The 26,163-nt window shown below is 56.8% G+C and carries 20 protein-coding genes and 3 tRNA genes; 15 read left to right on the top strand and 8 right to left on the bottom strand.

Annotation, left to right across the window (positions count from 1 at the left end; translation table 11 throughout):
• The first annotated feature begins 42 nt into the window (after window positions 1-42).
• The 8 genes from ACDO57_RS19205 to recD all read left to right on the top strand — a co-directional run bounded on the left by ACDO57_RS19205 (window position 43) and on the right by recD (window position 13,515).
• Entirely contained in the window at window positions 43-504 is a 462-nt protein-coding gene (locus ACDO57_RS19205) for a prepilin peptidase-dependent protein (protein WP_370884442.1), read from the top strand.
• The gene (locus tag ACDO57_RS19200) at window positions 498-1,058 is read left to right on the top strand and encodes a prepilin peptidase-dependent protein (protein WP_370884441.1); all 561 of its coding nucleotides are present in this window, start codon (window positions 498-500) and stop codon (window positions 1,056-1,058) included. Before ACDO57_RS19205 ends, ACDO57_RS19200 begins: the two co-directional genes overlap by 7 nt.
• A complete protein-coding gene (locus ACDO57_RS19195; RefSeq protein ID WP_032648128.1) occupies window positions 1,055-1,456 on the top strand; it encodes a DUF2509 family protein in 402 nt (133 codons plus the stop codon). The genes ACDO57_RS19200 and ACDO57_RS19195 overlap by 4 nt, the downstream gene beginning before the upstream one ends.
• Window positions 1,441-1,764: a prepilin-type N-terminal cleavage/methylation domain-containing protein gene (locus ACDO57_RS19190; RefSeq protein WP_024909292.1), complete on the top strand. Its 324-nt coding sequence runs from the start codon at window positions 1,441-1,443 to the stop codon at window positions 1,762-1,764. Before ACDO57_RS19195 ends, ACDO57_RS19190 begins: the two co-directional genes overlap by 16 nt.
• A gap of 12 nt (window positions 1,765-1,776) precedes the next feature.
• Window positions 1,777-5,151, top strand: coding sequence for an exodeoxyribonuclease V subunit gamma (gene recC, locus ACDO57_RS19185; RefSeq protein WP_267215566.1), 3,375 nt, complete (start codon window positions 1,777-1,779; stop codon window positions 5,149-5,151).
• Window positions 5,152-5,291: 140 nt separating this feature from the next.
• Window positions 5,292-8,159, top strand: coding sequence for a pitrilysin (ptrA, locus tag ACDO57_RS19180; RefSeq protein WP_248272360.1), 2,868 nt, complete (start codon window positions 5,292-5,294; stop codon window positions 8,157-8,159).
• Window positions 8,156-11,698, top strand: coding sequence for an exodeoxyribonuclease V subunit beta (recB, locus tag ACDO57_RS19175; RefSeq protein WP_370884440.1), 3,543 nt, complete (start codon window positions 8,156-8,158; stop codon window positions 11,696-11,698). The genes ptrA and recB overlap by 4 nt, the downstream gene beginning before the upstream one ends.
• Window positions 11,695-13,515 carry an exodeoxyribonuclease V subunit alpha gene (gene recD, locus ACDO57_RS19170; RefSeq protein ID WP_370884439.1) on the top strand — a complete coding sequence of 607 codons (1,821 nt, stop codon included), beginning with the start codon at window positions 11,695-11,697 and terminating at the stop codon, window positions 13,513-13,515. The genes recB and recD overlap by 4 nt, the downstream gene beginning before the upstream one ends.
• A gap of 34 nt (window positions 13,516-13,549) precedes the next feature.
• Here the strand turns inward: recD and argA are convergent, their stop codons facing one another.
• Entirely contained in the window at window positions 13,550-14,881 is a 1,332-nt protein-coding gene (gene argA / locus ACDO57_RS19165; RefSeq protein WP_008499655.1) for an amino-acid N-acetyltransferase, read from the bottom strand.
• Window positions 14,882-15,108: 227 nt separating this feature from the next.
• On the opposite strand from argA, the gene amiC reads away from it, so the two are divergent.
• Window positions 15,109-16,362: an N-acetylmuramoyl-L-alanine amidase AmiC gene (amiC, locus tag ACDO57_RS19160; protein WP_370884438.1), complete on the top strand. Its 1,254-nt coding sequence runs from the start codon at window positions 15,109-15,111 to the stop codon at window positions 16,360-16,362.
• 87 nt (window positions 16,363-16,449) lie between these two features.
• On the opposite strand, the gene ACDO57_RS19155 is transcribed toward amiC, so the two are convergent.
• The 3 genes from ACDO57_RS19155 to ACDO57_RS19145 form a co-directional block, all read right to left on the bottom strand.
• Window positions 16,450-16,526: transfer RNA gene (locus ACDO57_RS19155), tRNA-Met, on the bottom strand.
• A 44-nt stretch (window positions 16,527-16,570) separates the two neighbouring features.
• A tRNA-Met gene (locus ACDO57_RS19150) sits at window positions 16,571-16,647 on the bottom strand.
• A gap of 44 nt (window positions 16,648-16,691) precedes the next feature.
• Window positions 16,692-16,768 (bottom strand) — tRNA-Met (locus ACDO57_RS19145).
• Between the two features lie 208 nt (window positions 16,769-16,976).
• On the opposite strand from ACDO57_RS19145, the gene mltA reads away from it, so the two are divergent.
• Both mltA and tcdA read left to right on the top strand, forming a co-directional pair.
• Window positions 16,977-18,074, top strand: coding sequence for a murein transglycosylase A (mltA, locus tag ACDO57_RS19140; RefSeq protein WP_370884437.1), 1,098 nt, complete (start codon window positions 16,977-16,979; stop codon window positions 18,072-18,074).
• A gap of 75 nt (window positions 18,075-18,149) precedes the next feature.
• Window positions 18,150-18,956, top strand: coding sequence for a tRNA cyclic N6-threonylcarbamoyladenosine(37) synthase TcdA (gene tcdA / locus ACDO57_RS19135; protein ID WP_006811804.1), 807 nt, complete (start codon window positions 18,150-18,152; stop codon window positions 18,954-18,956).
• Here tcdA and csdE read toward each other — a convergent pair.
• Window positions 18,947-19,393 carry a cysteine desulfurase sulfur acceptor subunit CsdE gene (gene csdE / locus ACDO57_RS19130; protein ID WP_023333259.1) on the bottom strand — a complete coding sequence of 149 codons (447 nt, stop codon included), beginning with the start codon at window positions 19,391-19,393 and terminating at the stop codon, window positions 18,947-18,949. The two genes, tcdA and csdE, sit on opposite strands and share 10 nt — an antisense overlap.
• Window positions 19,393-20,598, bottom strand: coding sequence for a cysteine desulfurase CsdA (csdA, locus tag ACDO57_RS19125; RefSeq protein WP_208763239.1), 1,206 nt, complete (start codon window positions 20,596-20,598; stop codon window positions 19,393-19,395). Before csdA ends, csdE begins: the two co-directional genes overlap by 1 nt.
• 192 nt (window positions 20,599-20,790) lie before the next feature.
• Between csdA and ACDO57_RS19120 the strand changes: the two genes are divergently transcribed.
• From ACDO57_RS19120 to rlmM, 4 genes are all read left to right on the top strand, one after another.
• On the top strand, window positions 20,791-21,018 hold the full coding sequence (locus ACDO57_RS19120) for a YgdI/YgdR family lipoprotein (RefSeq protein WP_008499648.1): 228 nt from the start codon (window positions 20,791-20,793) through the stop codon (window positions 21,016-21,018).
• 349 nt (window positions 21,019-21,367) lie between these two features.
• Window positions 21,368-22,285: a glycine cleavage system transcriptional regulator GcvA gene (gene gcvA / locus ACDO57_RS19115; protein ID WP_024909282.1), complete on the top strand. Its 918-nt coding sequence runs from the start codon at window positions 21,368-21,370 to the stop codon at window positions 22,283-22,285.
• A gap of 39 nt (window positions 22,286-22,324) precedes the next feature.
• The gene (locus ACDO57_RS19110; protein WP_023309031.1) at window positions 22,325-22,720 is read left to right on the top strand and encodes a DUF423 domain-containing protein; all 396 of its coding nucleotides are present in this window, start codon (window positions 22,325-22,327) and stop codon (window positions 22,718-22,720) included.
• On the top strand, window positions 22,713-23,813 hold the full coding sequence (gene rlmM / locus ACDO57_RS19105; RefSeq protein WP_023309030.1) for a 23S rRNA (cytidine(2498)-2'-O)-methyltransferase RlmM: 1,101 nt from the start codon (window positions 22,713-22,715) through the stop codon (window positions 23,811-23,813). The genes ACDO57_RS19110 and rlmM overlap by 8 nt, the downstream gene beginning before the upstream one ends.
• Before the next feature lie 62 nt (window positions 23,814-23,875).
• Here the strand turns inward: rlmM and xni are convergent, their stop codons facing one another.
• Together xni and sdaB are read right to left on the bottom strand one after the other, a co-directional pair.
• The gene (gene xni / locus ACDO57_RS19100) at window positions 23,876-24,631 is read right to left on the bottom strand and encodes a flap endonuclease Xni (RefSeq protein WP_021241892.1); all 756 of its coding nucleotides are present in this window, start codon (window positions 24,629-24,631) and stop codon (window positions 23,876-23,878) included.
• Window positions 24,632-24,743: 112 nt separating this feature from the next.
• Window positions 24,744-26,111 (bottom strand): L-serine ammonia-lyase II, encoded by a 1,368-nt coding sequence (sdaB, locus tag ACDO57_RS19095; RefSeq protein WP_032648113.1) that lies wholly within the window; start codon window positions 26,109-26,111, stop codon window positions 24,744-24,746.
• Between the last annotated feature and the right edge of the window lie 52 nt (window positions 26,112-26,163).

Raw genomic sequence — 26,163 nt, 5'->3', positions numbered from 1 at the left:
CCGTCGCTCGTCATCTTCACGGCGCTTCGCCACACTCCCGGTATGAAAAAAGAGAACGGTTTTACGCTTATCGAAACGCTTGTCGCCGTTTCGCTTGTCGTTATCCTCAGCGCCTCAGGTCTGTACGGCTGGGACTGCTGGCAACGACAGCAGCGGCTGTGGCAAACCGCCAGTCAGGTGCGAGATTACCTGCTATTTCTGCGCAACCATGCCAACCGGCACAACAGCGACCATCTTATTACCCTTCAGCGGGTGGGAGGCGGGGACTGTCTGGTGAGCTCTGCCGTGCAGGGCTGTAAGAAGGAGAGTCCCTTTGTGCTGATTCCGCCCTGGCCTGAGGTCGAGGTCAGTGAGGTCACGCCGTCGCTGGGGTTTTATGGATTAAGGGATACAGCGTGGGCAGGGCGGATACGCGTTCAAAGCCGTGCCGGAGCATGGCTGATTATTGTCTCAAATGGAGGACGCATCAGGATGTGTCAGGTCTCTGAGGGAGGTTCATGTTGATGAGGCAGCGCGGTTTCTCACTGACTGAAGTGCTGATTGCCACGGCGATGAGCAGCCTTTTGCTGATAAGCGCGTCGCGTTTTTTACCCGGCTTGCAGCGGGCAGTCTTACTGCAATCCGGCCAGAGAGAGCTGGAGGAAGAGGTCTGGCAACACCTGTTTGCCTTGGGCAAACAGCTTCAGCGTGCGGGGTACTGTGCGGGAAACTGTCAGGGACAGGCGCTGGTGACCGCGAGGCTTGGAGGCTGCGTCATTGTACGCTGGGATGCCAACAGTAACGGCAACTGGGATAGCAGCGCATCAGAAAATGACAGCACCGGTTTTCGTCTGGAATCCGGCGCGCTGGAAACCCAGCGTGGGGCGACGTCGTGTGAAGGAAAAGGATGGGAAAAGCTCACGGATCCGGACAGGCTGGTAATCACGCGCTTTGTGGTGAGCAAAGTTGAACATGCCGGTTTTGCGCCAGAGCTAAATATCGAACTGGCCGTGATGCGTAAAGGCGGGCAGGGGGGGCCCTGGCAGGCGTTGTATACGGTCACGGGGTACAACCTGTGAATCGTCAACGCGGAATGTCTTCACTGGCCCTGGTTCTGCTTTTACTGGTGCTCGGTACCCTGATCCTGTCGGGTCTCAATCAACAGCTGACAACATTTAGCGCGCTCGTTGGCGGCGAGAGCCGCTCGCTTCAGCAGCAGGCGAAGGTACAGTCCGCGCTTGAGTGGGGACGGGTTCAGAGCTGGTCATCAGAGCTGCAGGTTCAGTGCAAAAAGACATCGGCGTGGCGAGTCTGTTTGCGCCAGCTGAGTGAGGCGCGTGTACTGCTGATTGCCGGAGACAGTGACCTGCTGCTCTGGCGCGCAGGAGAGATTGTCGACGGGAAAATTCGCTTTTCGCCTCACGGCTGGAGTGATTTTTGTCCACTAAAGGAGAGCGCGTTATGTCAGCTGCCGTGAGCCGAGAAAAAGGGTTTAGCATGGTGGAGGTCCTGCTGGCGATGATGCTGCTGGTAATCGTCGTGACGGCTCTGTCGGGTTATCACCGGGCGCTGGCGGCGCGGTTTAGCGTGTTTAACCAGTATCGCCAGCTCTGGCACCATGCCTGGAATCAGTCTCAGCTCTCAACAAATGTTCTCCCCGCAGGCTGGCAGGCCAGTCGGGGGCAGACAACGCTCGCAGGATGTGTCAGCATCACGGTTACACTAATTTCTCCTCTGGGGCGGCGCGGTGAGATAACGCGTCTGCATTGCCCGGTTAGCCAGTAGTCGGGAGCGTCTATGTTAAGGGTCTACCACTCAAATCGTCTGGATGTGCTGGAAGCACTGATGGAGTTTATCGTTGAGCGCGAGCGGCTTGACGATCCTTTTGAGCCTGAAATGGTGCTGGTGCAGAGCACCGGTATGGCACAGTGGCTGCAAATGTCGCTTTCCCGCAAGTTTGGCATAGCCGCGAATATTGATTTCCCTCTGCCCGCGAGCTTTATCTGGGAGATGTTTGTCCGCGTGTTGCCGGATATCCCGGAGCAGAGCGCCTTCAACAAACAGGCCATGAGCTGGAAGCTGATGGCGCTGCTGCCGGACATGCTGCAGCGTGATGAATTCACCATGCTGCGCCACTACCTCAATGACGATACCGACAAGCGGAAGCTTTTCCAGCTGGCATCGCGCACCGCCGATCTTTATGACCAATACCTTGTTTACCGTTCTGACTGGTTAATTCGTTGGGAAGCGGGCGAGTTGGTTGAAGGCCTGCCGGAGGCGCAAATATGGCAGGCCCCGCTGTGGAAAGCGCTGGTAGAGCATACGGAGAAACTGGGCCAGCCTAAGTGGCACCGTGCCAATCTCTACGAGCGGTTTATCTCGATACTTGAAAATGCGTCGGAGCGCCCGGCCCGACTGCCGTCACGCGTTTTTATCTGCGGAATATCCGCATTACCCCCTGTCTATCTAAAGGCGTTGAATGCGCTGGGTAAGCATATTGATATCCATATTTTGTTTACCAACCCATGCCGACAATACTGGGGGGATATCCTCGACGAACGCTGGCTTGCCCGGCTGGTGAGCCGCCAAAGAAAGCGCCTTTTTGAAGAACGTGCCGTCCCGCTGTTTAAAGATGGCTCGACTGCCGGGCAGCTTTTCGATGAAGACGGTATCCAGAACCTGCCCAATCCGCTGCTTGCCTCATGGGGAAAGCTGGGGCGTGACTACATTCATATGCTTTCAGACATCACGTCCTCAGGGGAAGGTGACGTGGATGCCTTTGTTGAGATCGCCCCGGACAGCCTGCTGCATAATATTCAGTTAGATATTCTGGATCTGGAAAACCGTGCCGTCATGGGCGTGACGGCGAACGAGTTCGAACGCAGCGATAATAAGCGAAAACTGGATCCTGACGATCGCAGCGTCACGATCCACGTTTGCCACAGCCCGCAGCGTGAGGTCGAAGTGCTTCACGACCAGTTGCTGGCGATGCTGCAGGAGAACCCCGATCTGACGCCACGCGATATCGTGGTGATGGTGGCGGATATCGACAGCTACAGTCCCTTTATTCAGGCCGTCTTTGGCAGCGCGACGGGCGAGCGATACCTGCCTTACGCGATCTCTGACCGTCGTGCCCGTCAGTCGCATCCGGTATTGCAGGCGTTTATCACTCTTCTGTCACTGCCGGATAGCCGGTTTATCTCCGAAGATGTCCTGGCATTGCTGGATGTTCCCGTGCTGGCTGCACGCTTCAACATCAATGAAGAGGGCCTGCGCTACCTTCGTCAGTGGGTGAATGAGTCTGGCGTTCGCTGGGGGATCGATGACGATAACGTTCAGGAGTTCGAGCTTCCCCCAACCGGGCAGCACACCTGGCGATTTGGCCTGACGCGTATGCTGCTGGGCTACGCCATGGAGAGCAGCCAGGGCGAGTGGAATGAGGTGCTGCCTTACGATGAGTCCAGCGGGTTAATTGCTGAACTGGTGGGGCATTTAGCGTCGCTATTAATGCAGCTTAACCGCTGGCGATATGCGCTGTTGCAGCCGCGTCCACTTGAAGAATGGCTCCCGGTTTGCAGGGCGTTGCTTAATGATTTCTTCCTGCCGGACAATGACACCGAAGCGGCCATGGCGCTCATTGAAACCCAGTGGCAGGCAATCATCGACGAAGGCGTGAATTCCCACTATCAGGAGGCCATCCCGCTGTCGCTGTTGCGGGATGAGCTGACGCAGCGGCTTGACCAGGAGCGAATCAGCCAGCGTTTCCTGGCGGGGCCTGTCAATATCTGCACCCTGATGCCCATGCGTTCTATCCCGTTCAGGGTGGTCTGCCTGCTTGGCATGAACGACGGTGTGTATCCGCGCGCGCTGCCGCCGCTGGGGTTCGACCTGATGAGCGCAAACCCAAAACGGGGCGATCGTAGCCGCCGTGATGATGACCGCTACCTCTTCCTTGAAGCGCTCATTTCCGCTCAGAGTAAGCTCTATATCAGCTATATCGGTCGTTCCATTCAGGACAACAGCGAGCGTTTCCCTTCTGTACTGGTGCAGGAGCTGGTGGACTATATCGGCCAGAGCCACTACCTGCCGGGAGATGAAGCGCGCAACTGCGATGAAAGCGAGCAGAGGGTGAAAGCCCATATCACCTGTTTCCACAGCCGCATGCCGTTTGATCCGGTGAACTATATTGCCAGCGAGCGCCAGAGCTATGCACAGGAGTGGCTACCGGCGGCGAAAAAAGAGGGAAGTGCGCATACCGATTTCATTCAGGAACTTGATCCGCGCCCAATCGACACTCTGACCTTCGAACAGCTTCAGCGGTTTTGGGCGCATCCGGTGCGCGCCTTCTTCCAGCAACGACTGCAGGTCAACTTCCGCTCTGAAGAGAGCGAAATTCCTGAGGCAGAGCCGTTTACGCTGGAAGGTCTTGAGCGCTACCAGTTAAACCTGCAGCTGCTGAATGCGCTGGTTGAAGAGGAAGATGCGGACAAGCTTTACCGCCGCTACCGCGCTGCGGGTCAGCTGCCCTACGGCGCGTTCGGGGAAATTGTCTGGGAGGCGCAGTGCCAGGAGATGACCGCTCTGGCGGAGCGCGTGAGAGCGTGCCGACAGCCGGGGAAAAGTATTGAAATCGATCTCAACTGCAACGGGGTACAGCTCACGGGCTGGTTAACCCAGGTTCAGCCGGACGGGCTGCTGCGCTGGCGGCCCTCCATGCTGAGCGTTTCGCAGGGATTGCAACTCTGGCTGGAACATCTTGTCTACAGTGCGGGTGGGCATAAAGGCGAAAGCCGGATTTTCGTGCGCAAAGAGGGCGAATGGCGCTTCCCGCCGATGGAAGCCGAGCAGGCGTTAGGTTATCTCTCTTTGTACATTGAGGGCTACCGTCAGGGAATGAACAAACCGCTCCTGTTACTGCCGGAAAGTGGCGGGGCGTGGATAAAAGCCTGTTATGACGCGCAGAATGATGCGATGTTAACGGATGAGGCTTCGCTGCAGAAAGCACGCAGTAAATTTATGCAGGCCTATGAAGGTAACATGATGGTGCGTGGCGAAGGTGAAGATGTCTGGTATCAGCGCTTATGGCGAACCCTTGAGCCAGAGTACTTCGAGGCTATCACGGAAGAGGCGCAGCGCTACCTGCTGCCGTTGTTTAAATTTAATCAGTCCTGAGCGCTGTATAAAAATTGCGCAGCATGGGGTGTTCATTTATGATGCACTTCTTATCACGGACTGATGTACCCAATAAAGAGATGTTGGCGTGTCCAGCACGCAATGTGTTAATGATGTAGCCGTGATAAAGAGGTAGCACCTTGTTTAAAGCGTTTGTTTTGTTTTTCGCCCTCTGGGTACCCGTCACTCAGGCAGACTCCGGTTGGCAACCCGTTCAGGAAACTATTCGTAAAAGCGAAAAAGATACCCGTCAATATCAGGCTATTCGTCTTGATAACGGCATGACCGTACTGCTGGTTTCCGATCCGCAGGCGGTGAAATCCCTTTCGGCATTAGTGGTGCCGGTTGGATCGCTGGAAGATCCTGACGCTCATCCTGGTCTTGCGCACTATCTGGAACATATGACGCTGATGGGGTCAAAAAAATACCCGCAGCCAGATAGCCTGTCCGAATTTTTGAAAATGCATGGCGGCAGCCACAATGCCAGCACGGCACCGTACCGCACGGCCTTTTATCTTGAAGTCGAAAATGATGCGCTGGAAGGGGCGGTCGATCGCCTTGCTGATTCCATCGCCGCCCCGTTGCTGGATAAAAAATATGCCGATCGTGAACGCAATGCGGTGAATGCCGAGCTGACCATGGCCCGCACGCGAGACGGTATGCGCATGGCCCAGGTCAGTGCCGAAACCATCAACCCTGCACACCCGGGTTCGCGTTTCTCCGGCGGTAACCTTGAGACGTTAAGCGACAAACCGAACAGCCCGGTGCTGGATGCCCTGCACGCGTTTCGCGATAAATACTACTCCGCCAACCTGATGAAAGCGGTCATCTACAGCAATAAACCGTTGCCGGAGCTGGCAGACATGGCGGCTAAAACGTTTGGCCGGGTGCCGAATAAAAATATCGACCTGCCGCAAATAAACGTCCCGGTGGTTACGGACGCGCAAAAAGGCATCGTTATCCACTACGTGCCGGCGCTGCCGCGCAAAGTGCTGCGCGTGGAATTCCGCATCGATAACAACACCGCGCAGTTTCGCAGTAAAACCGATGAGCTGGTGACCTACCTGATAGGTAACCGTAGCCCGGGTACGCTTTCTGACTGGCTGCAAAAACAGGGGCTGGTGGAAGGTATTCGCGCCGACTCCGATCCGGTTGTGAACGGCAATAGCGGCGTGCTGGCGATCTCCGCCACCCTGACCGACAAAGGACAGGCCAACCGTGATGAAGTCGTGGCGGCTATCTTCAGCTACCTCGCTTTACTGCGCGAGAAAGGCGTCGATAAGCGCTATTTTGATGAACTTGCCCACGTGCTGGATCTCGATTTCCGTTACCCGTCCATCACCCGCGACATGGATTACGTTGAGTGGCTGGCGGATACCATGATCCGCGTGCCGGTGGAACATACCCTCGATGCGGTAAATATTGCCGACCGGTATGACGCCGGGGCGGTAAAATCCCGCCTGGCGATGATGACGCCGGAGAATGCCCGCATCTGGTTCATCAGCCCGAACGAACCGCATAACAAGACGGCGTACTTTGTCGATGCCCCTTATCAGGTAGATAAAATCAGCGCACAGACCTTCGCCGACTGGCAGAAAAAGGCCGGGGAGATTGCGTTGAAGCTGCCGGAGCTGAACCCCTATATTCCGGATGACTTCTCGCTGACCAAAACGACTAAAGATTACCCGCACCCGGCGCTGATCATTGATGAGCCAACGCTGCGCGTCGTGTATACCCCAAGCCGCTATTTCGCCAGCGAGCCAAAGGCCGATGTCAGCGTGGTGCTGCGTAATCCAAAAGCGATGAACAGCGCCAAAAATCAGGTGATGTTCGCGCTCAATGATTATCTCGCCGGGATTGCGCTCGATCAGCTCAGCAACCAGGCGGCCGTGGGCGGCATCAGCTTCTCCACCAACGCCAACAACGGTTTGATGCTCAATGCAAACGGCTATACCCAGCGTTTGCCTCAGCTGTTCCAGGCACTGCTGGAAGGGTATTTCAGCTACACGCCGACGGAAGAGCAGCTTGAGCAGGCCAAATCGTGGTACGCCCAGATGATGGATTCTGCGGAGAAGGGCAAAGCTTACGATCTGGCGCTTATGCCGGCGCAAATGCTGTCGCAGGTTCCTTATTTCCAGCGAGAAGACCGCCGCGCGCTGCTGCCTTCGATCTCCTTAAAAGACGTGCTGGCGTACCGTGACGCGCTGAAAACCAACACGCGCCCGGAGTTCCTGATCGTCGGCAACATGAGTGAGGATCAGGCCAAAACCCTGGCGGAGAATGTGCGCACTCAGCTCGGTTCGAAAGGCGACGAGTGGTGCCGCAACCAGGACGTGCTGGTTGAGAAAAAGCAGAATGTGATTTTTGAAAAGACGGGTAACAGCACGGATTCCGCGCTGGCCGCGGTCTTTGTGCCAACGGGGTATGATGAATTCGCCAGCTCAGCGCAGAGCGCCGTGCTGGGACAAATTATTCAGCCGTGGTTCTATAACCAGTTACGCACAGAAGAGCAGCTTGGCTACGCGGTATTTGCCTTCTCCATGAACGTCGGCCGACAGTGGGGGCTGGGCTTCCTGCTGCAAAGCAGCGACAAACAGCCGGCGTATCTCTGGCAGCGTTACCAGGCCTTCTTCCCGCAGGTGGAAGCAAAGCTGCGCGCGATGAAGCCGGAAGAGTTTGCTCAGATCCAGCAGGCCGTCATCGCGCAGGTAATGCAGCCGCCGCAGACGCTGGGTGAAGAAGCCTCGCAGCTGAGCAAAGATTTCGATCGCGGTAATCTGAATTTTGATTCGCGTGATAAAGTAGTGGCCGAGATAAAACAGCTGACGCCGCAGAAGGTTGCCGACTTCTTCCATCAGGCGGTCATTAAGCCGCAGGGTATCACCATCCTGTCCCAGGTTTCCGGTAGCCAGAACGGGAAAACGGAGTACGTGAACCCGAAAGGCTGGAAAGTCTGGAAAAGCGTCAGCGCGCTGCAGCAATCTATGCCCTGGAGTAAGAAAGAATGACCGATACCGCTGAGTCCCTTGATCCCTTACGTTTACCTCTGCAGGGTGAACGATTGATTGAAGCCTCAGCGGGAACGGGAAAAACCTTCACCATCGCCGCCCTCTATCTGCGTCTGCTGCTGGGGCTTGGCGGCAACGCCGCTTTTCCACGCCCTTTGAGCGTTGAAGAGCTGCTGGTGGTGACCTTCACCGAGGCTGCTACCGCTGAGCTGCGGGGCCGTATTCGTACCAATATCCACGAGCTGCGCATCGCCTGTCTGCGTCAGAGCACGAATAACCCTCTCTACGCGAGTCTTCTGGAAGAGATTGCCGATAAGCAACAAGCAGCACAGTGGCTGCTCCTCGCCGAACGGCAGATGGATGAAGCGTCCGTCTTCACCATTCACGGTTTTTGCCAGCGCATGCTGAGCCTGAATGCGTTTGAATCCGGTATGCTGTTCGAACAGCAGCTTATTGAAGATGAATCCGTGCTTCGCTATCAGGCCTGCGCGGATTTCTGGCGTCGCCACTGCTACCCGTTACCGCGCGATATCGCCGAAGCCGTACACGCGTTGTGGAAGGGCCCGGAGGCGCTGCTGCGCGCTATCGATCGTTATCTGCAGGGGGAAGCGCCGGTCATCAAATCCCCGCCGCCGGCAGATGAAACGCTGGCCTCACGGCATGAAAAGATCATCGCGCAGATTGCCGACATCAAGCAAAAATGGCTTGAGTCCGTTGGCGAGATTGACGCAATCATCGAAAATTCCGGGATTGACCGACGCAAGTTTAACCGTGGCAATCAGGGGAAATGGATCGACAAGATCAGCGCCTGGGCGCAGGAAGAGACGCGAGGCTACCAGCTCCCGGACGCGCTGGAGAAATTCTCCCAACGTTTCCTGGTTGAGCGGACCAAAGCCGACGGCATTGTCCCTGAGCATCCCCTGTTTGTGGCGATTGAATCCCTGCTGGCGGAGCCCTTAACGCTCAACGATCTGATGATTACCCGCGCCATGACGGAAATTCGCGAAGCCGTCGCGCGTGAGAAACGCCGCCGGGGTGAACTGGGTTTCGACGATATGCTGAGCCGCCTCGATGCGGCGCTGTGCAGTGAAAACGGTGAAGCGCTTGCCGCCGCGATCCGCACCCGTTTCCCGGTGGCGATGATCGACGAATTTCAGGATACCGACCCGCAGCAGTACCGCATTTTCCGCCGTATCTGGCGCCAGCAGCCCGACACCGCGCTGCTGCTAATCGGCGATCCGAAACAGGCTATCTACGCCTTCCGCGGTGCGGATATTTTCACCTACATGAAAGCCCGCAGTGAGGTTGACGCGCACTACACGCTCGATACCAACTGGCGCTCCTCTCCCGGCATGGTGGAAAGCGTCAACGGGCTCTTCAGCCGCATGGATACGGCGTTTATGTTCCGGGAGATCCCGTTTCAGCCGGTAAAGTTTGCCGAGAAAAATGCCTCGTTGCGCTTCGAGTTCAACGGCGAGACGCAGCCTGCCATGAACTTCTGGCTGCTGGATGGGGAAGGCTGCGGCGTTGCCGACTATCAAAATGCCATGGCCCAGCACTGTGCCGCGCAAATCCGTGACTGGCTCAGTGCGGGCGCGCGCGATGACGCGCTGCTGTGGAAGGGGGATAAACCCACTCCGGTAAAGGCATCGGATATTACGGTACTGGTGCGTAGCCGTCAGGAGGCCGCGCTCATCCGCGACGCCCTGACGTTACTGAATATCCCCTCCGTCTACCTCTCAAACCGCGACAGCGTCTTTGAAACGCTGGAAGCGCAGGAGATGCTATGGCTGCTGCAGGCCGTGCTGGCCCCGGAGCGGGAAAGCACGCTGCGCAGCGCACTGGCGAGCGCGATGCTCGGGCTGAATGCCCGGGATATTGATGCGCTCAACAATGACGAAGCCGCATGGGATGCCGTGGTCGAAGAGTTTGTTCGCTACCGCGAAAAATGGCAGAAGCGCGGGGTAATGGCAATGGTGCGCGAGCTCATGGCGCAGCGCCACATTGCGGAGAATATGCTGGCGACAGCAGGCGGCGAGCGCCGTTTGACCGATATTTTACATATCAGCGAACTGTTGCAGGAAGCGGGTACGCAGCTGGAGAGCGAGCACGCTCTGGTGCGCTGGCTGGCGCAGCAGATTGCCGATCCGAACAGCAATTCGTCCAGCCAGCAGATGCGCCTTGAGAGCGATAAACATCTGGTGCAGATCGTCACCATTCACAAGTCGAAAGGCCTGGAATATCCGCTGGTCTGGCTGCCGTTTATCGCCAATTACCGCGTGCAGGATCAGGCCTTTTATCACGATCGCGAGTCTTTTGAGGCGGTGCTCGATCTCAGCAACGCGGAGTCCAGCGTTGAGCTGGCAGAGGCTGAACGTCTGGCGGAAGATTTGCGCCTGCTCTACGTAGCGTTGACCCGTTCGGTCTGGCACTGCAGCCTGGGCGTTGCGCCTCTGTTCCGTCGCCGTGGCGAAAAAAGCGGGGAGAGCGATTTTCATCTGAGCGCGCTGGGGCGGCTTATTCAGCAGGGTGAACCCAAAGACGCGGCGGGCCTGCGCCAGTGCATCGAATCCCTTTGCACTGAGCATGTTGCCCTGCATATTCCTTCGCTGCCCGACAACAGCCGCTGGCAGATGCCGGAGCTGCGTGATTCAGCGCTCCATGCCCGCCAGGTTGTGCGTACGATAGCCGACGACTGGCGCGTCACCAGCTACTCCGGTTTACAACAGCACGGGCAGAGTATCGCTCAGGATCTGATGCCAAAACTGGACGTGGATGCCGCGGGGGCCGGTAGCGTACCCGCTGAGCCGGTGCTCACGCCGCACCAGTTCCCGCGCGGTGCTTCTCCAGGCACGTTTTTGCACAGCCTGTTTGAAGAGCTGGATTTTACCCAGCCGGTTTCCGAAGAGTGGGTGCTGAAGATGTTACAGAGCGGTGGTTACGACGCGCATTGGCAGCCGGTTCTCACCGACTGGATCCGCGCGGTTCTGCATGCTCCGCTCACCGCGCAGGGGATCTCGCTTAGCCAGTTGACTACCAAAGATAAGCAGGTGGAGATGGAGTTTTATCTCCCCATCGCCAGCCCGCTCAGGGCTGAGGCGCTTGATGCGGTGATCCGCGAGTACGATCCGTTATCCGCCGGGTGCCCGCCGCTGAACTTCCGCCAGGTGCAGGGGATGCTCAAAGGTTTTATCGACCTGGTTTTCCGCCACGAAGGACGCTACTACCTGCTGGATTACAAATCGAACTGGCTGGGTGAAAGCAGCGAAGCCTACACGCAAGACGCGATGGCCGCGGCCATGCAGATGCATCGCTACGATCTGCAGTACCAGCTTTATACCCTGGCGCTGCACCGTTACCTGCGCCATCGCATGGCTGATTACCGCTACGAAGCGCATTTTGGCGGCGTAATTTACCTGTTCCTGCGCGGCGTGGATGCTAACGACCCGCGTTCCGGCGTCTTTAGCACGCGTCCGGCTGCGGAACTGATTGAAAAAATGGATAACCTGTTTGCTGCAGGCACGGAGGAGGTGGCATGACGATGCAGGCGCTACTGCTGGACGCGGTAGAACAACGATTACTGCGCCACCTGGATGTGCAGTTCGCCATGATGGTGGCAGGTGAGGAGCCTGCCGTCATGCTTGCCGCCGCCATTCTGAGCAAAGACGCGGGGGAGGGGCACGTGTGTCTGCCGCTGTCGCGTCTGGCGGTGGATGAGAAGATGCCTCCGGTTTTACAGGCGTGCTTCGCGCTGCTGGGTGACGCAGTGGACTGGCAGGAGATACTACTCGGCTCGCCTGCCGTGAGCGGAGCCGATACCGGGACGCCGATGATCCTTGTCGGCGAGCGTTTGTATCTTAACCGGCTCTGGCGTAACGAACTGACGGTAGCGCGCTTTTTCAGCGAGACCAACGCCCCGCTTCCCTGCGATGAAACGCAGCTGCGGCAAACGCTGGATACGCTGTTCACCTCTGACGACGAGACAGACTGGCAGAAAGTGGCGGCTGCCGTGGCCTTAACGCGACGGATCTCGGTGATTTCTGGCGGCCCGGGTACCGGGAAAACGACCACCGTGGCAAAACTGCTTGCCGCGTTGATTCAGTTATCGGGTGAGCAAAAGTGCCGTATTCGCCTGGCGGCCCCCACCGGTAAAGCGGCGGCACGTCTGACGGAATCGTTAGGCGGCGCGCTGCAAAAGCTGCCGCTAACCGGTGAGCAGCTTGCGCTTTTCCCCAATGAGGCCAGCACGCTGCACCGTTTGCTTGGTGCACAGCCGGGTAGCCAGCGTCTGCGCTATCATGCCGGTAATCCGCTGCACCTTGACGTGCTGGTGGTGGATGAAGCCTCAATGATTGACCTGACGATGATGTCGCGTTTGATCGATGCGCTACCGCCGCACGCGCGCGTCATTTTCCTCGGCGATCGTGACCAGCTTGCCTCCGTTGAGGCGGGGGCGGTACTGGGTGATATCTGTACCTATGCCAGCCTGGGATATACCGCTGAACGCGCTCAGGAGTTAGCCCGTCTCACCGGATGCTCGCTCACCTCTGAAAATCATTCGCTAGCAGGGGCGCTGCGCGACAGCCTGTGTCTGCTGCAAAAAAGCTACCGTTTCGGCAGCGACTCCGGCATCGGCCAGCTTGCGGCAGCGGTGAACCGGGGCGACCGGCGCGCCACCACGGCGGTATTTGACGGAACCTTTACGGATATTGAGAAAAAATCGCTGCAAAGCGCGGAAGAGTATCAGGCGATGCTTGACGACGCCCTGCAGGGGTACCAGCGCTTTCTGACGGACGTACAACAGCAAAGTTCGCCGGAGCAGGTCATTGCCGCGTTTGGCGAATATCAGTTGCTCTGTGCGCTGAGGGAAGGCCCCTTTGGTGTCCGGGGTCTTAACGACAGGCTGGAACAGCTGCTGGCGCAAAAACGCAAAATTAACCGTACCCCGCACTCGCGCTGGTACGAAGGGCGACCGGTGATGATCTCCCGTAACGACAGCGCGCTGGGATTGTTTAACGGGGATATCGGGATTGCGCTCGACTGCGGTCAGGGACTGCGCGTCTGGTTCCAGATGCCGGACGGCAGCGTGAAGTCTTTCCAGCCCAGCCGTTTGCCCGAGCATGAAACCGCCTGGGCGATGACGGTGCATAAATCCCAGGGCTCCGAATTTAACCACGCGGCGCTGATCCTGCCCACGCAGCTTTCCCCCGTCATTACCCGAGAGCTGATCTATACCGCCATAACGCGCGCGCGTCAGCGCCTGTCGCTGTATACCGATGAACGCGTGCTGGTGCAGGCGATTGCCACCCGTACGGAACGTCGAAGCGGGCTGGGCGCGATATTTGAATCCCTCTGAACGAAAGCCCTCGCCGGACGGTGAGGGCGTCGCATTATCCCAGGTCAGCCATCAGCACTTTTGAGCGGCGCTGATAGTTGTACATCTCTTTCTTCGTTTCCGGCAGAGAATCGATATCCACCGGCGTGAACCCGCGCTCCTGGAACCAGTGAATGCTGCGCGTCGTCAGGACGAACAGCTTGCTCAGCCCCATCTGGCGCGCCTGTGCCGCCACGCGCTCAAGCAGCATTTCACCGCGTGAAGAGCTGCGGTAATCAGGATGCACCGCCACGCAGGCCATTTCACCGATCTTCTCTTCCGGGAACGGATAGAGCGCGGCGCAGGCGATGGTCAGGTTATCGCGCTGAATAATGGTGAATTTGTCGATCTCCATCTCCAGCTGTTCGCGTGAGCGACGCACCAGAATACCCTGCTGTTCCAGCGGGCGGATCAGTTCCAGAATGCCGCCGATATCGTTGATGGTGGCGCGGCGGATCTGCTCCGCACTCTCCATCACAATCTGTGTACCAATACCGTCGCGGGAGAACAGCTCCTGCAGCAGGGCGCCGTCTTCCTGATAGCTGATCAGGTGGCTGCGGCGCACGCCGCTGCGGCAGGCCTTCACGGCGCCACGCAGGAAGCGGACGGTGCCGGAGTGGTAATCGCCTTCGGCTTCCAGCGCCTCCACGCGGGCCTGGGCTTCGTTCGGGAAGAGTTCCGGCACGATTGTTCCTTCATCGTTCACCACGCCCTGGGAGGAGCAGAACCCAATCATTTTTTCCGCCTTCAGCTTGATCGCCAGCTGCGTGGCGATCTCTTCAGACGTCAGGTTAAAGCTTTCGCCCGTTACAGAGACAGCGACCGGGCCCATCAGCACGATGGCACCGCTGTCCAGCTGGCGATGAATGGCTTCTTCATCAATACGACGAATACGGCCGCTGTGGCAGTAATCCACGCCATCGTCCACGCCTAGCGGCTGGGCAATGATAAAGTTGCCGCTCACGACGTTGATATGCGCCCCCTGCAGCGGCGTGTTGTTCAGGCTCATGGACAGGCGAGCGGTAATATCCAGCTGCAGCAGACCCGCCGCCTGTTTCACCAGCTCAAGGGTTTTGGCATCGGTGACGCGGGTATGTTTGTGGTAAATCGGCTCGTGGTGGTGAGCGGCCAGGTTGGCGTCGATCTGCGGGCGCGCGCCATAGACCACCACCAGGCGGATCCCCAGGCTGTGCAGCAGGCCAATGTCATTGACGATGCTGGAAAAATTTTCATGCTCAATGGCTTCGCCGCCAAGCATGATGACAAACGTTTTTCCCCGATGGGCGTTGATATAGGGAACAGAATGGCGGAATCCCTGGACCAGTTCGGTTCTACGTTCCTTCACCATGGCACAACCCTTAATGAATGTTTATTCGTAATTTGTGTATTTTTATTCGATTGTGGTCGCGTGTGCAAGCGCAAATTTTCCGCGACCCACAGAAATTGGTAAGTAATCCGTGCGTTAGCGTATGATTGTTTACCCTTTTATAGATGACAGTTTATGCGTCATTCGTTAAAGTTTTCGGTCAATCTGGACATTTTGTATATCAGTCAGTGTTCTTGCTCGGGAGAAGCATGTCGGGATCCAATTCAGCAATAAGCCGCCGCCGTTTGTTAAAAGGGGCCGGGGCAATGTGGTTGCTTAGCGTCAGTCAGGTCGGTCTTGCCGCCACCAGCCAGGTCGTGGCGGTGCGCGTCTGGCCATCGTCGACCTATACGCGCGTGACGGTTGAATCCAATCGCGTGCTGAAATATAAGCAATTTGCCCTCAGCAACCCGGAGCGTGTGGTGGTGGATCTCGAAGGCGTTAACCTCAACTCCGTGCTGAAAGGAATGGCGGCGCAGATCCGCGGTGACGATCCGTTTATTAAATCGGCGCGCGTCGGGCAGTTCGATCCGCAAACCGTGCGCATGGTGTTTGAACTGAAGCAGAACGTTAAGCCGCAGCTATTTGCCCTGGCGCCTGTTGCGACCTTCAAAGAGCGCCTGGTGATGGATCTCTACCCGGCCAATGCGACGGATATTCAGGATCCGCTTCTTGCCCTGCTGGAGGATTACAACAAGGGCGATTTGCAGCGTCAGGTGCCCCCTGCGCAAAGCGGTCCGCAGCCGGGGAAAGCAGGGCGCGATCGTCCGATTGTGATCATGCTCGATCCAGGCCACGGTGGCGAAGACTCTGGCGCGGTGGGGAAATACCGCACGCGTGAAAAAGACGTGGTGCTGCAAATTGCGCGCCGCCTGAAAGCGTTGATTGATAAAGAAGGCAATATGCGCGCCTATATGACGCGTAATGAGGACGTCTTCATTCCGCTGAAGGTCCGGGTGGCGAAAGCGCAGAAGCAGCGTGCCGATTTGTTCGTGTCGATCCATGCGGATGCGTTTACCAGCCGTCAGCCAAGCGGCTCGTCGGTGTTTGCGCTCTCAACCAAAGGCGCGACCAGTACCGCCGCGAGATACCTTGCGGACACCCAGAACGCCTCTGACCTGATCGGTGGCGTGGGTAAAAGCGGCGATCGCTACGTCGACCACACTATGTTCGATATGGTGCAGTCGCTGACCATTAACGACAGCCTGAAGTTTGGTAAAGCGGTACTGGGCAAGCTGGGCAACATCAATAAGCTGCATAAAAACAGCGTTGAACAGGCCGGGTTTGCGGTACTCAAGGCGCCGGACATCCCGTCCATCCTCGTTGAAACCGCGTTTATCAGTAACGTGGAAGAGGAGCGTAAGCTCAAGACGGCAAAATTCCAGCAGGAGGTTGCGGAGTCGATTCTGGCAGGGATTCGTGCGTATTTCTCTGACGGGGCGACGCTGGCGCGGCGCGGGTAGATCTTTTGGCCGGGTTCACGCCCGGCAAATTCACAAACGACAGATACAAAAAAACACCCTTAAGGGTGTTTATTGTTTTAGAAGTGTTGGTTGCGGGGGCCGGATTTGAACCGACGACCTTCGGGTTATGAGCCCGACGAGCTACCAGGCTGCTCCACCCCGCGTCCGTCATTCTACTCTTGTAGAAGCTTACTTCTTTAAATTTGATTGGTTGCGGGGGCCGGATTTGAACCGACGACCTTCGGGTTATGAGCCCGACGAGCTACCAGGCTGCTCCACCCCGCGTCCGTCTTTCTACAGTCGTAGAAGATACTTCATCAAATTTTAATTGGTTGCGGGGGCCGGATTTGAACCGACGACCTTCGGGTTATGAGCCCGACGAGCTACCAGGCTGCTCCACCCCGCGTCCGTGGATGCGCACTATACTCGGATAGGTTTGTGATGCAACCCCTTTTTCACATTTATCATGATTTTGTATGCAAATTGAACGACATGGCGTTGTTTGGACTATTTTTTGCGCAAAATTTGCCAAAGGGCATGCGATCGCATTTCATTAGCCCTGGCGGTTTGTTATCTTCATCACGCGGAAATGGGCAACTTAAAGACGAGATATAATGAAAGGACGTTGGGCGAAGTATCTGATGGCGGGCGCAATGGTAGCGATTCTTGCGGCCTGTTCTTCCAAACCGACCGATCGCGGTCAACAGTATAAAGACGGGAAGTTATCCCAGCCTTTCTCTTTAGTTAATCAGCCTGATGCGGTCGGCGCACCGATTAATGCCGGTGATTTCTCCGAGCAGGTCTACCAGATCCGCAACGCGTCGCCGCGTCTGTATGGCACCCAGAGTAGCGTGTATAACGCGGTCCAGGACTGGCTGAAAGCAGGCGGCGATACGCGCAACATGCGCCAGTTTGGTATCGACGCCTGGCAGATGGAAGGGGCCGATAACTACGGCAACGTTCAGTTTACCGGCTATTACACCCCGGTTATTCAGGCACGACACTCGCGTCAGGGCGAGTTCCAGTATCCTATCTACCGTATGCCGCCAAAACGCGGTCGTCTGCCGTCTCGAGCTGAGATCTACTCCGGTGCGCTGAGCGAAAACTACGTTCTGGCCTACAGCAACTCCCTGATGGATAACTTCATCATGGACGTTCAGGGCAGCGGTTACATTGATTTTGGCGACGGTTCACCGCTTAACTTCTTTAGCTATTCCGGTAAAAACGGCCACGCCTATCGCAGTATTGGCAAGGTGCTGATCGACCGCGGCGAAGTGAAGAAAGAAGATATGTCGATGCAGGCGATCCGCGAGTGGGGCGAGAAACACAGCGAAGCCGAGGTGCGTGAGCTGCTGGAGCAGAACCCGTCGTTCGTCTTCTTCAAACCGCAAAACTTCGCCCCGGTGAAAGGGGCGAGTGCCGTTCCGCTGATTGGCCGCGCGTCGGTAGCATCGGATCGTTCGATTATTCCTGCAGGCACCACGCTGCTGGCTGAAGTTCCTCTGTTGGACAACAACGGCAAGTTCAACGGCCAGTATGAGCTGCGTCTGATGGTGGCGCTGGACGTCGGCGGGGCGATCAAAGGCCAGCACTTCGATATCTATCAGGGCATTGGCCCTGACGCTGGCCACCGCGCGGGCTGGTATAACCACTACGGACGCGTGTGGGTACTGAAGGCGGCGCCGGGCGCTGGAAACGTATTCAGCGGCTGATTGTGGTATTCTGAGCGCAATACGGATTACTGTTCAGGGTGAGGAAAACCTCACCCTTTTTACATCTGAGGTTTTATGTCTGTGGTAATCAGCGACGCCTGGCGCCAGCGTTTTGGCGGGACGGCACGTTTATATGGTGAAAAAGCCCTGCAGCTGTTTGCGGATGCGCATGTCTGCGTCGTGGGCATTGGTGGTGTGGGATCGTGGGCGGCAGAAGCGCTGGCGAGAACCGGTATTGGTGCAATCACGCTGATTGACATGGATGACGTGTGCGTCACCAATACCAACCGTCAAATCCACGCCCTGCGTGATAACGTCGGCCTGGCGAAGTCTGAGGTCATGGCGGAGCGTATCCGCTTGATCAACCCGGAGTGCCGCGTGACGGTGATCGACGACTTTGTGACGGCAGATAACGTCGCGGAGTATATGAGTAAAGGCTACAGCTATGTGATTGACGCCATCGACAGCGTACGGCCAAAAGCGGCGCTGATCGCATACTGCCGCCGCTACAAGGTGCCGCTGGTCACGACGGGCGGCGCGGGCGGGCAAATCGATCCGACGCAGATCCAGGTGGCCGATCTGGCGAAAACCATTCAGGATCCTCTTGCCGCCAAGCTGCGTGAACGCCTGAAAAGCGACTTTAACGTGGTGAAGAACAGCAAAGGCAAGCTGGGCGTCGACTGCGTGTTCTCGACCGAAGCGCTGGTCTACCCGCAGGCGGACGGTTCCGTGTGTGCGATGAAAAGCACGGCGGAAGGGCCAAAGAGAATGGATTGTGCCTCAGGCTTTGGCGCGGCCACCATGGTGACCGCCTCCTTCGGCTTTGTGGCGGTGTCTCACGCCCTTAAGAAAATGATGGCGAAGGCGGAACGTCAGGCCTGAGCCTGACGTGCGGCATCCAGTACCGCGTCGCTGAGCGCGATCAACCCCTGACCGCGCGAGGCGCTGAGCTGCGCGCGCAGCCCAAGCTCATCAAATAACGCCAGCGGCGAATGTGCCAGCAGTTCCGCCGCGCTTTTCCCTTCCACAGCGGTCAACAATACGGCCAGCAGGCCCCGGACAATGCGGCCTTCGCTGTCGCCGAAGAAGTGCAGCTTCTCGCCGGAGACGCTCACGCCCAGCCAGACGCGGTTTTCACAGCCTGCGATCTCTTTCGCCTGCGCTTTGAGATCGTCTGAAAGCGCAGGGAGCTGTTTACCCAGCAGGATCAGCTGACGATATTTATCTTCCCACTGCTGGAGCGGGGCGAAGGTCTGTTTTAAGGTCTCTTCTGTGATGACCGTGCCAAACGGATGTCCGGCTAAAGCAGCGCTAGTCATTAATCCACCAGTATTTCAAGGGCGCGGTCAACGGCGGCAACCAGCGCGTCGACATCGCTTTGGGTATTATACGGCGCAAACGAGGCGCGCAGCGTACCGTTAACGCCGAGCGCCGCCAGCAGCGGCTGGGCGCAGTGCTGTCCGGCACGCAGGGCAATGCCATACCCGGCCAGCAGCGTCACCATGTCGCTATGATGAACGCCCGCAAAATCAAAGGCGAGCAGGCTGGAGTCCTGAACGCGGAACGAGCGGAAACCCGGGCGCTTTTTGAGTTCTTCCTCTGCCAGCGTCGCCAGTCCCCGGCTCCAGCTTTCAGCCTGAACGATGTCGGTTTCTGCCAGCCACTCCAGCGCCGCGCTTAAGCCAATCACCCCCGCCACGTTCGGCGTACCGGCTTCCAGACGATAGGGAACGTCCTGAGTTTTGAAGCCATCGAACGACACTTCGGTAATCATTTTGCCGCCACCGAGCCACGGCGTCATTTTTGCCAGCAGATCTGGCTTGCCATATAACGCCCCTATACCGGTTGGTCCGTAGAGCTTATGTCCTGAGAAGGCATAGAAGTCGATATCCAGCGCCTGCACATCAGCGGGGAAGTGCACCACGCCCTGCGCGCCGTCGACCATTACCACCATCCCGCTGGCATGGGCGATGCGAATGGCCTGAGCCAGGTCCGGGCAGCCTCCCGTGACGTTCGACATCTGTCCGAGCGCCAGAATACGGCTGCGGGAGGTAATCAGCTCGGGGAGACGGGTCACATCGGGCAGAAGGTCTGCACCCAGTGGAAGCTTCACCACGCGTGCACCCGTTTGCTCGGCCACCATCAGCCACGGTACCAGGTTGGCGTGATGTTCCGCCTCGCTAACGACGATCTCATCGCCCGGCTGAAGCAGCGGGCGCGCGTAGCACTGGGCCACCATGTTGATGGCCTCGGTCGTACCGCGCGTCCAGACGATGTTTTTCCCGCTTTCGGCATTGATCAGGTGCGCGACCTGATCGCGTGCCGCTTCATAGCGCGCGGTTAAACGCTGCGCTTCGGCAAACTGGCTGCGATGCACGTTCCCGGCGCTCAGGCTGTAGAACTGCTGCGTGGCCTCAATCACCGCCTGGGGCTTAAGGGCGGTGGCGGCGCTGTCCAGATAAATACCGGCATCGGCCAGGGCCGGAAACTGTGCGCGGAACTGCGCAGGGCTGAAAGCGTTCATGGGATTCCTCATTTCAATATAGCGATCGTCGCGCAATTTCAGCGGCAGGGCAAGGAGGTTGATATCTATCAGAATTGTCTGCTTATCCTGATGACCCTAAAAAAGCAGGTTATGCTAAATAGTGTTAGGCGGATGTTTTAGCCTGTTATAAATCGAGGTTTGAATAGCATTAATTGCTAAAGGAGAATAATCATGAATAAGACAGCTGCAATCATTTCTGCCTGTGCGTTTACTTTTGCCCTGAGCGCGTGTTCCGGTAACAACTACGTGATGCACACCAACGATGGTCGTTCTATCGTTTCGGAAGGGAAACCGACTACCGATAATGATACCGGGATGATTTCGTACAAAGATGCTAACGGGAACAAGCAGCAGATCAACCGCACGGACGTGAAAGAGATGAAAGAGATCGAGCACTAATAGATCGCAGGCGAAAAAAAAGCACCGCAAATTGGCGGTGCTACATTAATCACTATGGACAGACAGGGTAAATGTACAGGAAGTGAAAAATTGGTAGCGTTGCTACCGTGGTCTGAATCGCAGACCAATTGCAAACACAACAACACAACATCACAACCGTAAGCCAAAAGCCCTTCAGAACACGCATTCCGAAAAAAGCTCTTCGTTCCGGCTCAGGAAGTGCCGCCACTATAGGTATTTGCTGGTAGTTCCTCAACGGACAAATTATAATGGCTCAGATAAAAAAAACTAATAGGTTAAACGTTGTTTCCTGTTTGTTAAAATCCGTTAACATCTAAGCCAGATAACCATGTCAAAGCGATTGCCACCCCTCAATGCATTACGTGTTTTTGATGCAGCAGCACGTCACCTGAGCTTCACCCGCGCAGCCGATGAGCTTTTTGTGACACAGGCCGCAGTAAGTCATCAAATCAAGTCTCTGGAGGATTTTCTGGGCCTTAAGCTGTTTCGTCGACGCAACCGTTCGTTGCTGTTGACCGAAGAGGGGCAGAGCTATTTTCAGGATATTAAAGAGATTTTTTCCCAGCTTACGGAAGCCACGCGTAAGCTGCAGGCTCGCAGTGCAAAAGGTGCCCTGACCGTCAGTTTATTGCCCAGTTTTGCCATTCAATGGCTGGTGCCAAGACTTTCAAGCTTTAACTCAGCTTATCCGGGGATCGACGTTCGAATCCAGGCCGTAGATCGTCAGGAAGATAAGCTGGCAGATGACGTGGACGTCGCCATTTTTTATGGTCGCGGTAACTGGCCGGGCTTGCGTGTTGAGAAATTATACGCAGAATATCTCCTGCCGGTCTGCTCTCCTCTGCTGTTAACAGGTGAAAAGGCGCTGAAGTCACCCGCTGACCTGGCTCAGCATACGCTTTTGCATGATGCCTCTCGACGTGACTGGCAAACTTATACCCGTCAATTAGGTCTTACTCATATAAACGTGCAGCAGGGACCCATCTTTAGCCACAGTGCGATGGTGTTACAGGCTGCCATTCACGGGCAGGGCGTGGCGTTGGCGAACAACGTCATGGCGCAGTCCGAAATTGAGGCAGGCCGCCTGGTTTGCCCTTTTAATGATGTACTGGTCAGCAAGAATGCGTTTTATCTGGTTTGTCATGACAGTCAGGCAGAACTGGGTAAAATAGCCGCCTTCCGGCAGTGGATACTGGCGAAAGCGGCAACCGAGCAAGAAAAATTCCGCTTCAGGTATGAACAATAACGTTTGTGTGCCGGGCACGCATCAATTCAGGACTTAAACATGACCAGCCGATTCATGCTGATTTTTGCCGCGGTGAGTGGCTTTATTTTTGTTGCACTGGGCGCCTTTGGCGCACATGTCTTAAGCAAATCTTTAGGCGCAGTAGAGATGGGCTGGATCCAGACCGGCCTTGAATATCAGGCGTTCCATACGCTGGCTATTTTTGGGCTGGCAGTGGCGATGCAGCGCCGTATCAGTATCTGGTTTTACTGGAGCAGCGTGTTCATGGCGCTGGGTACCGTGTTGTTCAGCGGTAGCCTGTACTGCCTTGCGCTCTCACATCTGCGTCTGTGGGCGTTCGTTACACCTGTCGGCGGCTTCAGCTTCCTGGCGGGTTGGGTATTAATGTTTATCGGAGCTATCCGTCTGAAACGCAAGGGCGTTGTTCATGAATAAGGTTGTTTTATATTGTCGCCCGGGGTTTGAGAAAGAGTGCGCCGCGGAAATTACCGATAAAGCGGCGAAGCGCGAAGTCTTCGGCTTTGCCCGCGTAAAAGAGAACGCGGGCTATGTGGTATTCGAGTGCTATCAGCCTGAAGACGCAGACAAGCTGGCACGCGAGCTGCCGTTCAGCTCGCTGATCTTTGCTCGCCAGATGTTTGTTGCGGGTGAGCTGCTGAAGGATCTTCCGCCGGAAGACCGCATCACGCCAATTGTCGGCATGCTGCAGGGCGTGGTGGAGAAGGGCGGCGATCTGCGCGTTGAAGTGGCGGATACCAACGAAAGTAAAGAGCTGATGAAGTTCTGTCGTAAATTCACCGTGCCGCTGCGTGCGGCGCTGCGTGATGCGGGCGTGCTGACGAACTACGAAACGCCGAAGCGTCCGGTGGTGCATATCTTCTTTATCGCACCAGGCTGCTGCTATACAGGCTATTCATACACTACCAACAACTCTCCCTTCTTTATGGGCATCCCGCGTTTGCGCTTCCCGTCCGATGCGCCAAGCCGTTCCACGCTCAAGCTGGAAGAGGCGTTCCACGTCTTTATCCCGGCGGATGAGTGGGATGAGCGTCTGGCAAACGGCATGTACGCCGTCGACCTTGGCGCGTGCCCGGGCGGCTGGACCTATCAACTGGTGAAACGCAATATGTGGGTATCGTCCGTTGATAACGGTCCAATGGCGCAAAGCCTGATGGACACCGGGCAGGTCACGTGGCTGCGTGAAGATGGTTTCCGCTATCGCCCGAACCGTAACAACATCTCGTGGATGGTGTGCGATATGGTTGAGAAGCCGGCAAAAGTCGCCGCGCTGATGGCCTCCTGGCTGGTGAACGGCTGGTGCCGTGAGACCATTTTCAACCTCAAGCTGCCGATGAAAAAGCGCTATGAGGAAGTGTCGCAGAACCTTGCGTACATTCAGGAGCAGATGGACGAACACGGTATTAACGTGGAGATCCAGGCGCGTCAGCTGTATCACGACCGCGAAGAGGTGACGGTGCATATTCGTCGCTGGTGGGCCGCGGTCGGCGGACGTCGCGACGAGCGATAGTGCGTGCTTTGTTTTGCCCGGTGGCGCTGCGCTTACCGGGCCTACAAACCCGTGTCGTCGTTTTAACGTTCTAAACGCAGCTGCTGTAAATTCCCGTCCAGCTGTAAATCCGTCTGTAGTGTTGCGATTTCCCGGCAGATAAACGCCATCTCTTTATGCGCCTCCAGCTTCTTGCGCCACTTTTCTGGCACCTCATCCAGACGGGCGTAAATTCCTTCCAGACTCTGAAAATCGGTCAGCAGCTGTGCGGCGCTCTTCGGCCCAATACCGGCGACACCCGGAACCTTAGAACTGCTGATGCCTGCCAGCCCCCAGTAGTCCGGCAGTTGCTCAGGCGATACGCCGAACTCGCTGGCAATGAACGGCGCGTCCAGCCAGCGTTTTTGAAAATAGTCGCGAATGCGGATAGTGGGGGAGAGCAGCTGGCAGTAGCCTTTGTCCGTTGAAACGATCGTGGCCTGATGCCCGGCACTCGCCACCTTTACGGCCAGGGTGGCCGCGAGATCGTCGGCTTCATTTCCCTGTGCCCCCCAGCAGGGGACGCCCCGCTGTTCAAATGCGGCGCGCAGCATGGGCAATTCAGCGTGAAGATCGTCCGGCATCGGTGCGCGTCCGGCTTTGTAGTCCGGCAGACGCTGGTGCCGCCAGCCCGTATTGCGGGCTTCGTCATCAAATACCGCGACCGCATGGGTGGGTTCACTGTGGCGGATAAGCTGTTCCAGCGCGTGCAGACAGGTGTCTTTACAAGGCGTCCCCTGTACCGCATGGATACGGCGAATCAGGTTAAGTGCATCGACGATAAGTAAATGAACGGCCACAGATAATCTCCCTTCTATCTAATGCAGGAAGGGTAACACTGTCAGCAGCATGAAACTATGAATGGTGGGGAAAACAGGAAGAAGCCTCGCAAAACGAGGCTTCCTGAGTGGCTTAATCGCAGGTTACGATCTTCATCGCCAGTCCGCCGCGAGAGGTTTCGCGGTATTTGGCGTTCATATCTTTACCCGTTTCGTACATGGTTTCGATAACCTTATCGAGACAGACGCGCGGCTCGCTGGTGCGGCGCAGCGCCATACGTGCCGCGTTCACCGCCTTCACGGAGGCAATCGCGTTACGTTCGATGCACGGCACCTGTACCTGCCCGGCAACCGGGTCACAGGTCAGTCCCAGGTTATGTTCCATGCCGATTTCTGCAGCAATGCACACCTGTGTCGGGCTTGCACCCAACAGTTCGGCCAGACCCGCCGCCGCCATGGAGCACGCCACGCCGACTTCACCCTGACAGCCCACTTCCGCACCGGAAATGGACGCGTTCATCTTATACAGCGAACCAATCGCACTGGCGACCAGCAGGTAGCGTGCCAGTGAGTTGGCGTTTACTTCACGGATAAACTTGTCGTAGTACGCCAGCACCGCCGGAACGATACCGCAGGCACCGTTAGTCGGCGCGGTGACCACACGGCCCCCTGCGGCGTTCTCTTCGTTTACCGCCAGGGCGAACATGTTGATCCAGTCAACGACGGCCATTGGGTCCGTTGTCGTTTTGTCGGTGCTCACCAGCATACGGCGCAGCGCTGCGGCACGACGCGGCACGCGAAGCTTGCCCGGCAGAACGCCTTCGGTGGTGATCCCGCGCTCAATACCGCCGCGCATCACGTCCCAGACGTTGGTGAAGTGCTGTTCGAGTTCTTCTTTGCTGTGAAGTGCCAGCTCGTTTTTCATCATCAGGCCGGAGAGGGAAAGGCCCGTCTCCTGGCAGTGACGCTGAAGATCCGCCGCCGTTTTGTACGGATACGGCACCTCGACAGAAGCGTTATCGGTTTGACCAAAGTGGTCTTCGTCGACGATAAAACCGCCGCCGATAGAGTAATACGTCTGGCTGTATACCGCTTTGTCGCCGGCCAGTGCGGTAATGCGCATGCCGTTTTCGTGCAGCGACAGGTTGTCCGCATGGAAATTCATGCAGTGGTCAACCGGGAATTCAACCTCATGCTCACCGTTCGCCAGCAGCAGGCGACCGTGGGTATTCACATCCTGGATGAAGCCAGGGATCGCATCAATATCAACGGTATCTGGCAGATTTCCCGCCAGGCCCATGATAATGGCGATATCGGTATGGTGGCCTTTCCCGGTCAGGGAAAGCGAGCCGTATACATCGACAACCACGCGGGTAACGTCATGCAAGATGCCGCGTGCAATCAAGTCATCCGTGAACTGCTTACCGGCTTTCATTGGTCCGACGGTGTGAGAGCTGGAAGGACCAATACCGATTTTGAAAATATCGAATACGCTAATCATGATGCGTCCATTGCTTTCAGTCAGAGAGGGAGGAGTGCGCCGTCCGAAGACG

The organism is Enterobacter cloacae complex sp. 2015409 (assembly GCF_041365315.1).
GTDB classification, from domain to species: Bacteria; Pseudomonadota; Gammaproteobacteria; order Enterobacterales; family Enterobacteriaceae; genus Enterobacter; species Enterobacter pseudoroggenkampii.
This window is presented reverse-complemented; position numbering and strand designations above follow the sequence as displayed.

Coding starts and splice junctions, on each gene's coding strand:
- ACDO57_RS19205 (WP_370884442.1), top strand. CDS start 43: ATGAAAAAAGAGAACGGTTTTACGCTTATCGAAACGCTTGTCGCCGTT.
- tcdA (WP_006811804.1), top strand. CDS start 18,150: ATGTCTGTGGTAATCAGCGACGCCTGGCGCCAGCGTTTTGGCGGGACG.
- csdE (WP_023333259.1), bottom strand. CDS start 19,393: ATGACTAGCGCTGCTTTAGCCGGACATCCGTTTGGCACGGTCATCACA.
- ACDO57_RS19190 (WP_024909292.1), top strand. CDS start 1,441: ATGTCAGCTGCCGTGAGCCGAGAAAAAGGGTTTAGCATGGTGGAGGTC.
- recC (WP_267215566.1), top strand. CDS start 1,777: ATGTTAAGGGTCTACCACTCAAATCGTCTGGATGTGCTGGAAGCACTG.
- csdA (WP_208763239.1), bottom strand. CDS start 20,598: ATGAACGCTTTCAGCCCTGCGCAGTTCCGCGCACAGTTTCCGGCCCTG.
- gcvA (WP_024909282.1), top strand. CDS start 21,368: ATGTCAAAGCGATTGCCACCCCTCAATGCATTACGTGTTTTTGATGCA.
- ACDO57_RS19200 (WP_370884441.1), top strand. CDS start 498: ATGTTGATGAGGCAGCGCGGTTTCTCACTGACTGAAGTGCTGATTGCC.
- recD (WP_370884439.1), top strand. CDS start 11,695: ATGACGATGCAGGCGCTACTGCTGGACGCGGTAGAACAACGATTACTG.
- ACDO57_RS19110 (WP_023309031.1), top strand. CDS start 22,325: ATGACCAGCCGATTCATGCTGATTTTTGCCGCGGTGAGTGGCTTTATT.
- amiC (WP_370884438.1), top strand. CDS start 15,109: ATGTCGGGATCCAATTCAGCAATAAGCCGCCGCCGTTTGTTAAAAGGG.
- rlmM (WP_023309030.1), top strand. CDS start 22,713: ATGAATAAGGTTGTTTTATATTGTCGCCCGGGGTTTGAGAAAGAGTGC.
- recB (WP_370884440.1), top strand. CDS start 8,156: ATGACCGATACCGCTGAGTCCCTTGATCCCTTACGTTTACCTCTGCAG.
- sdaB (WP_032648113.1), bottom strand. CDS start 26,111: ATGATTAGCGTATTCGATATTTTCAAAATCGGTATTGGTCCTTCCAGC.
- ACDO57_RS19120 (WP_008499648.1), top strand. CDS start 20,791: ATGAATAAGACAGCTGCAATCATTTCTGCCTGTGCGTTTACTTTTGCC.
- argA (WP_008499655.1), bottom strand. CDS start 14,881: ATGGTGAAGGAACGTAGAACCGAACTGGTCCAGGGATTCCGCCATTCT.
- mltA (WP_370884437.1), top strand. CDS start 16,977: ATGAAAGGACGTTGGGCGAAGTATCTGATGGCGGGCGCAATGGTAGCG.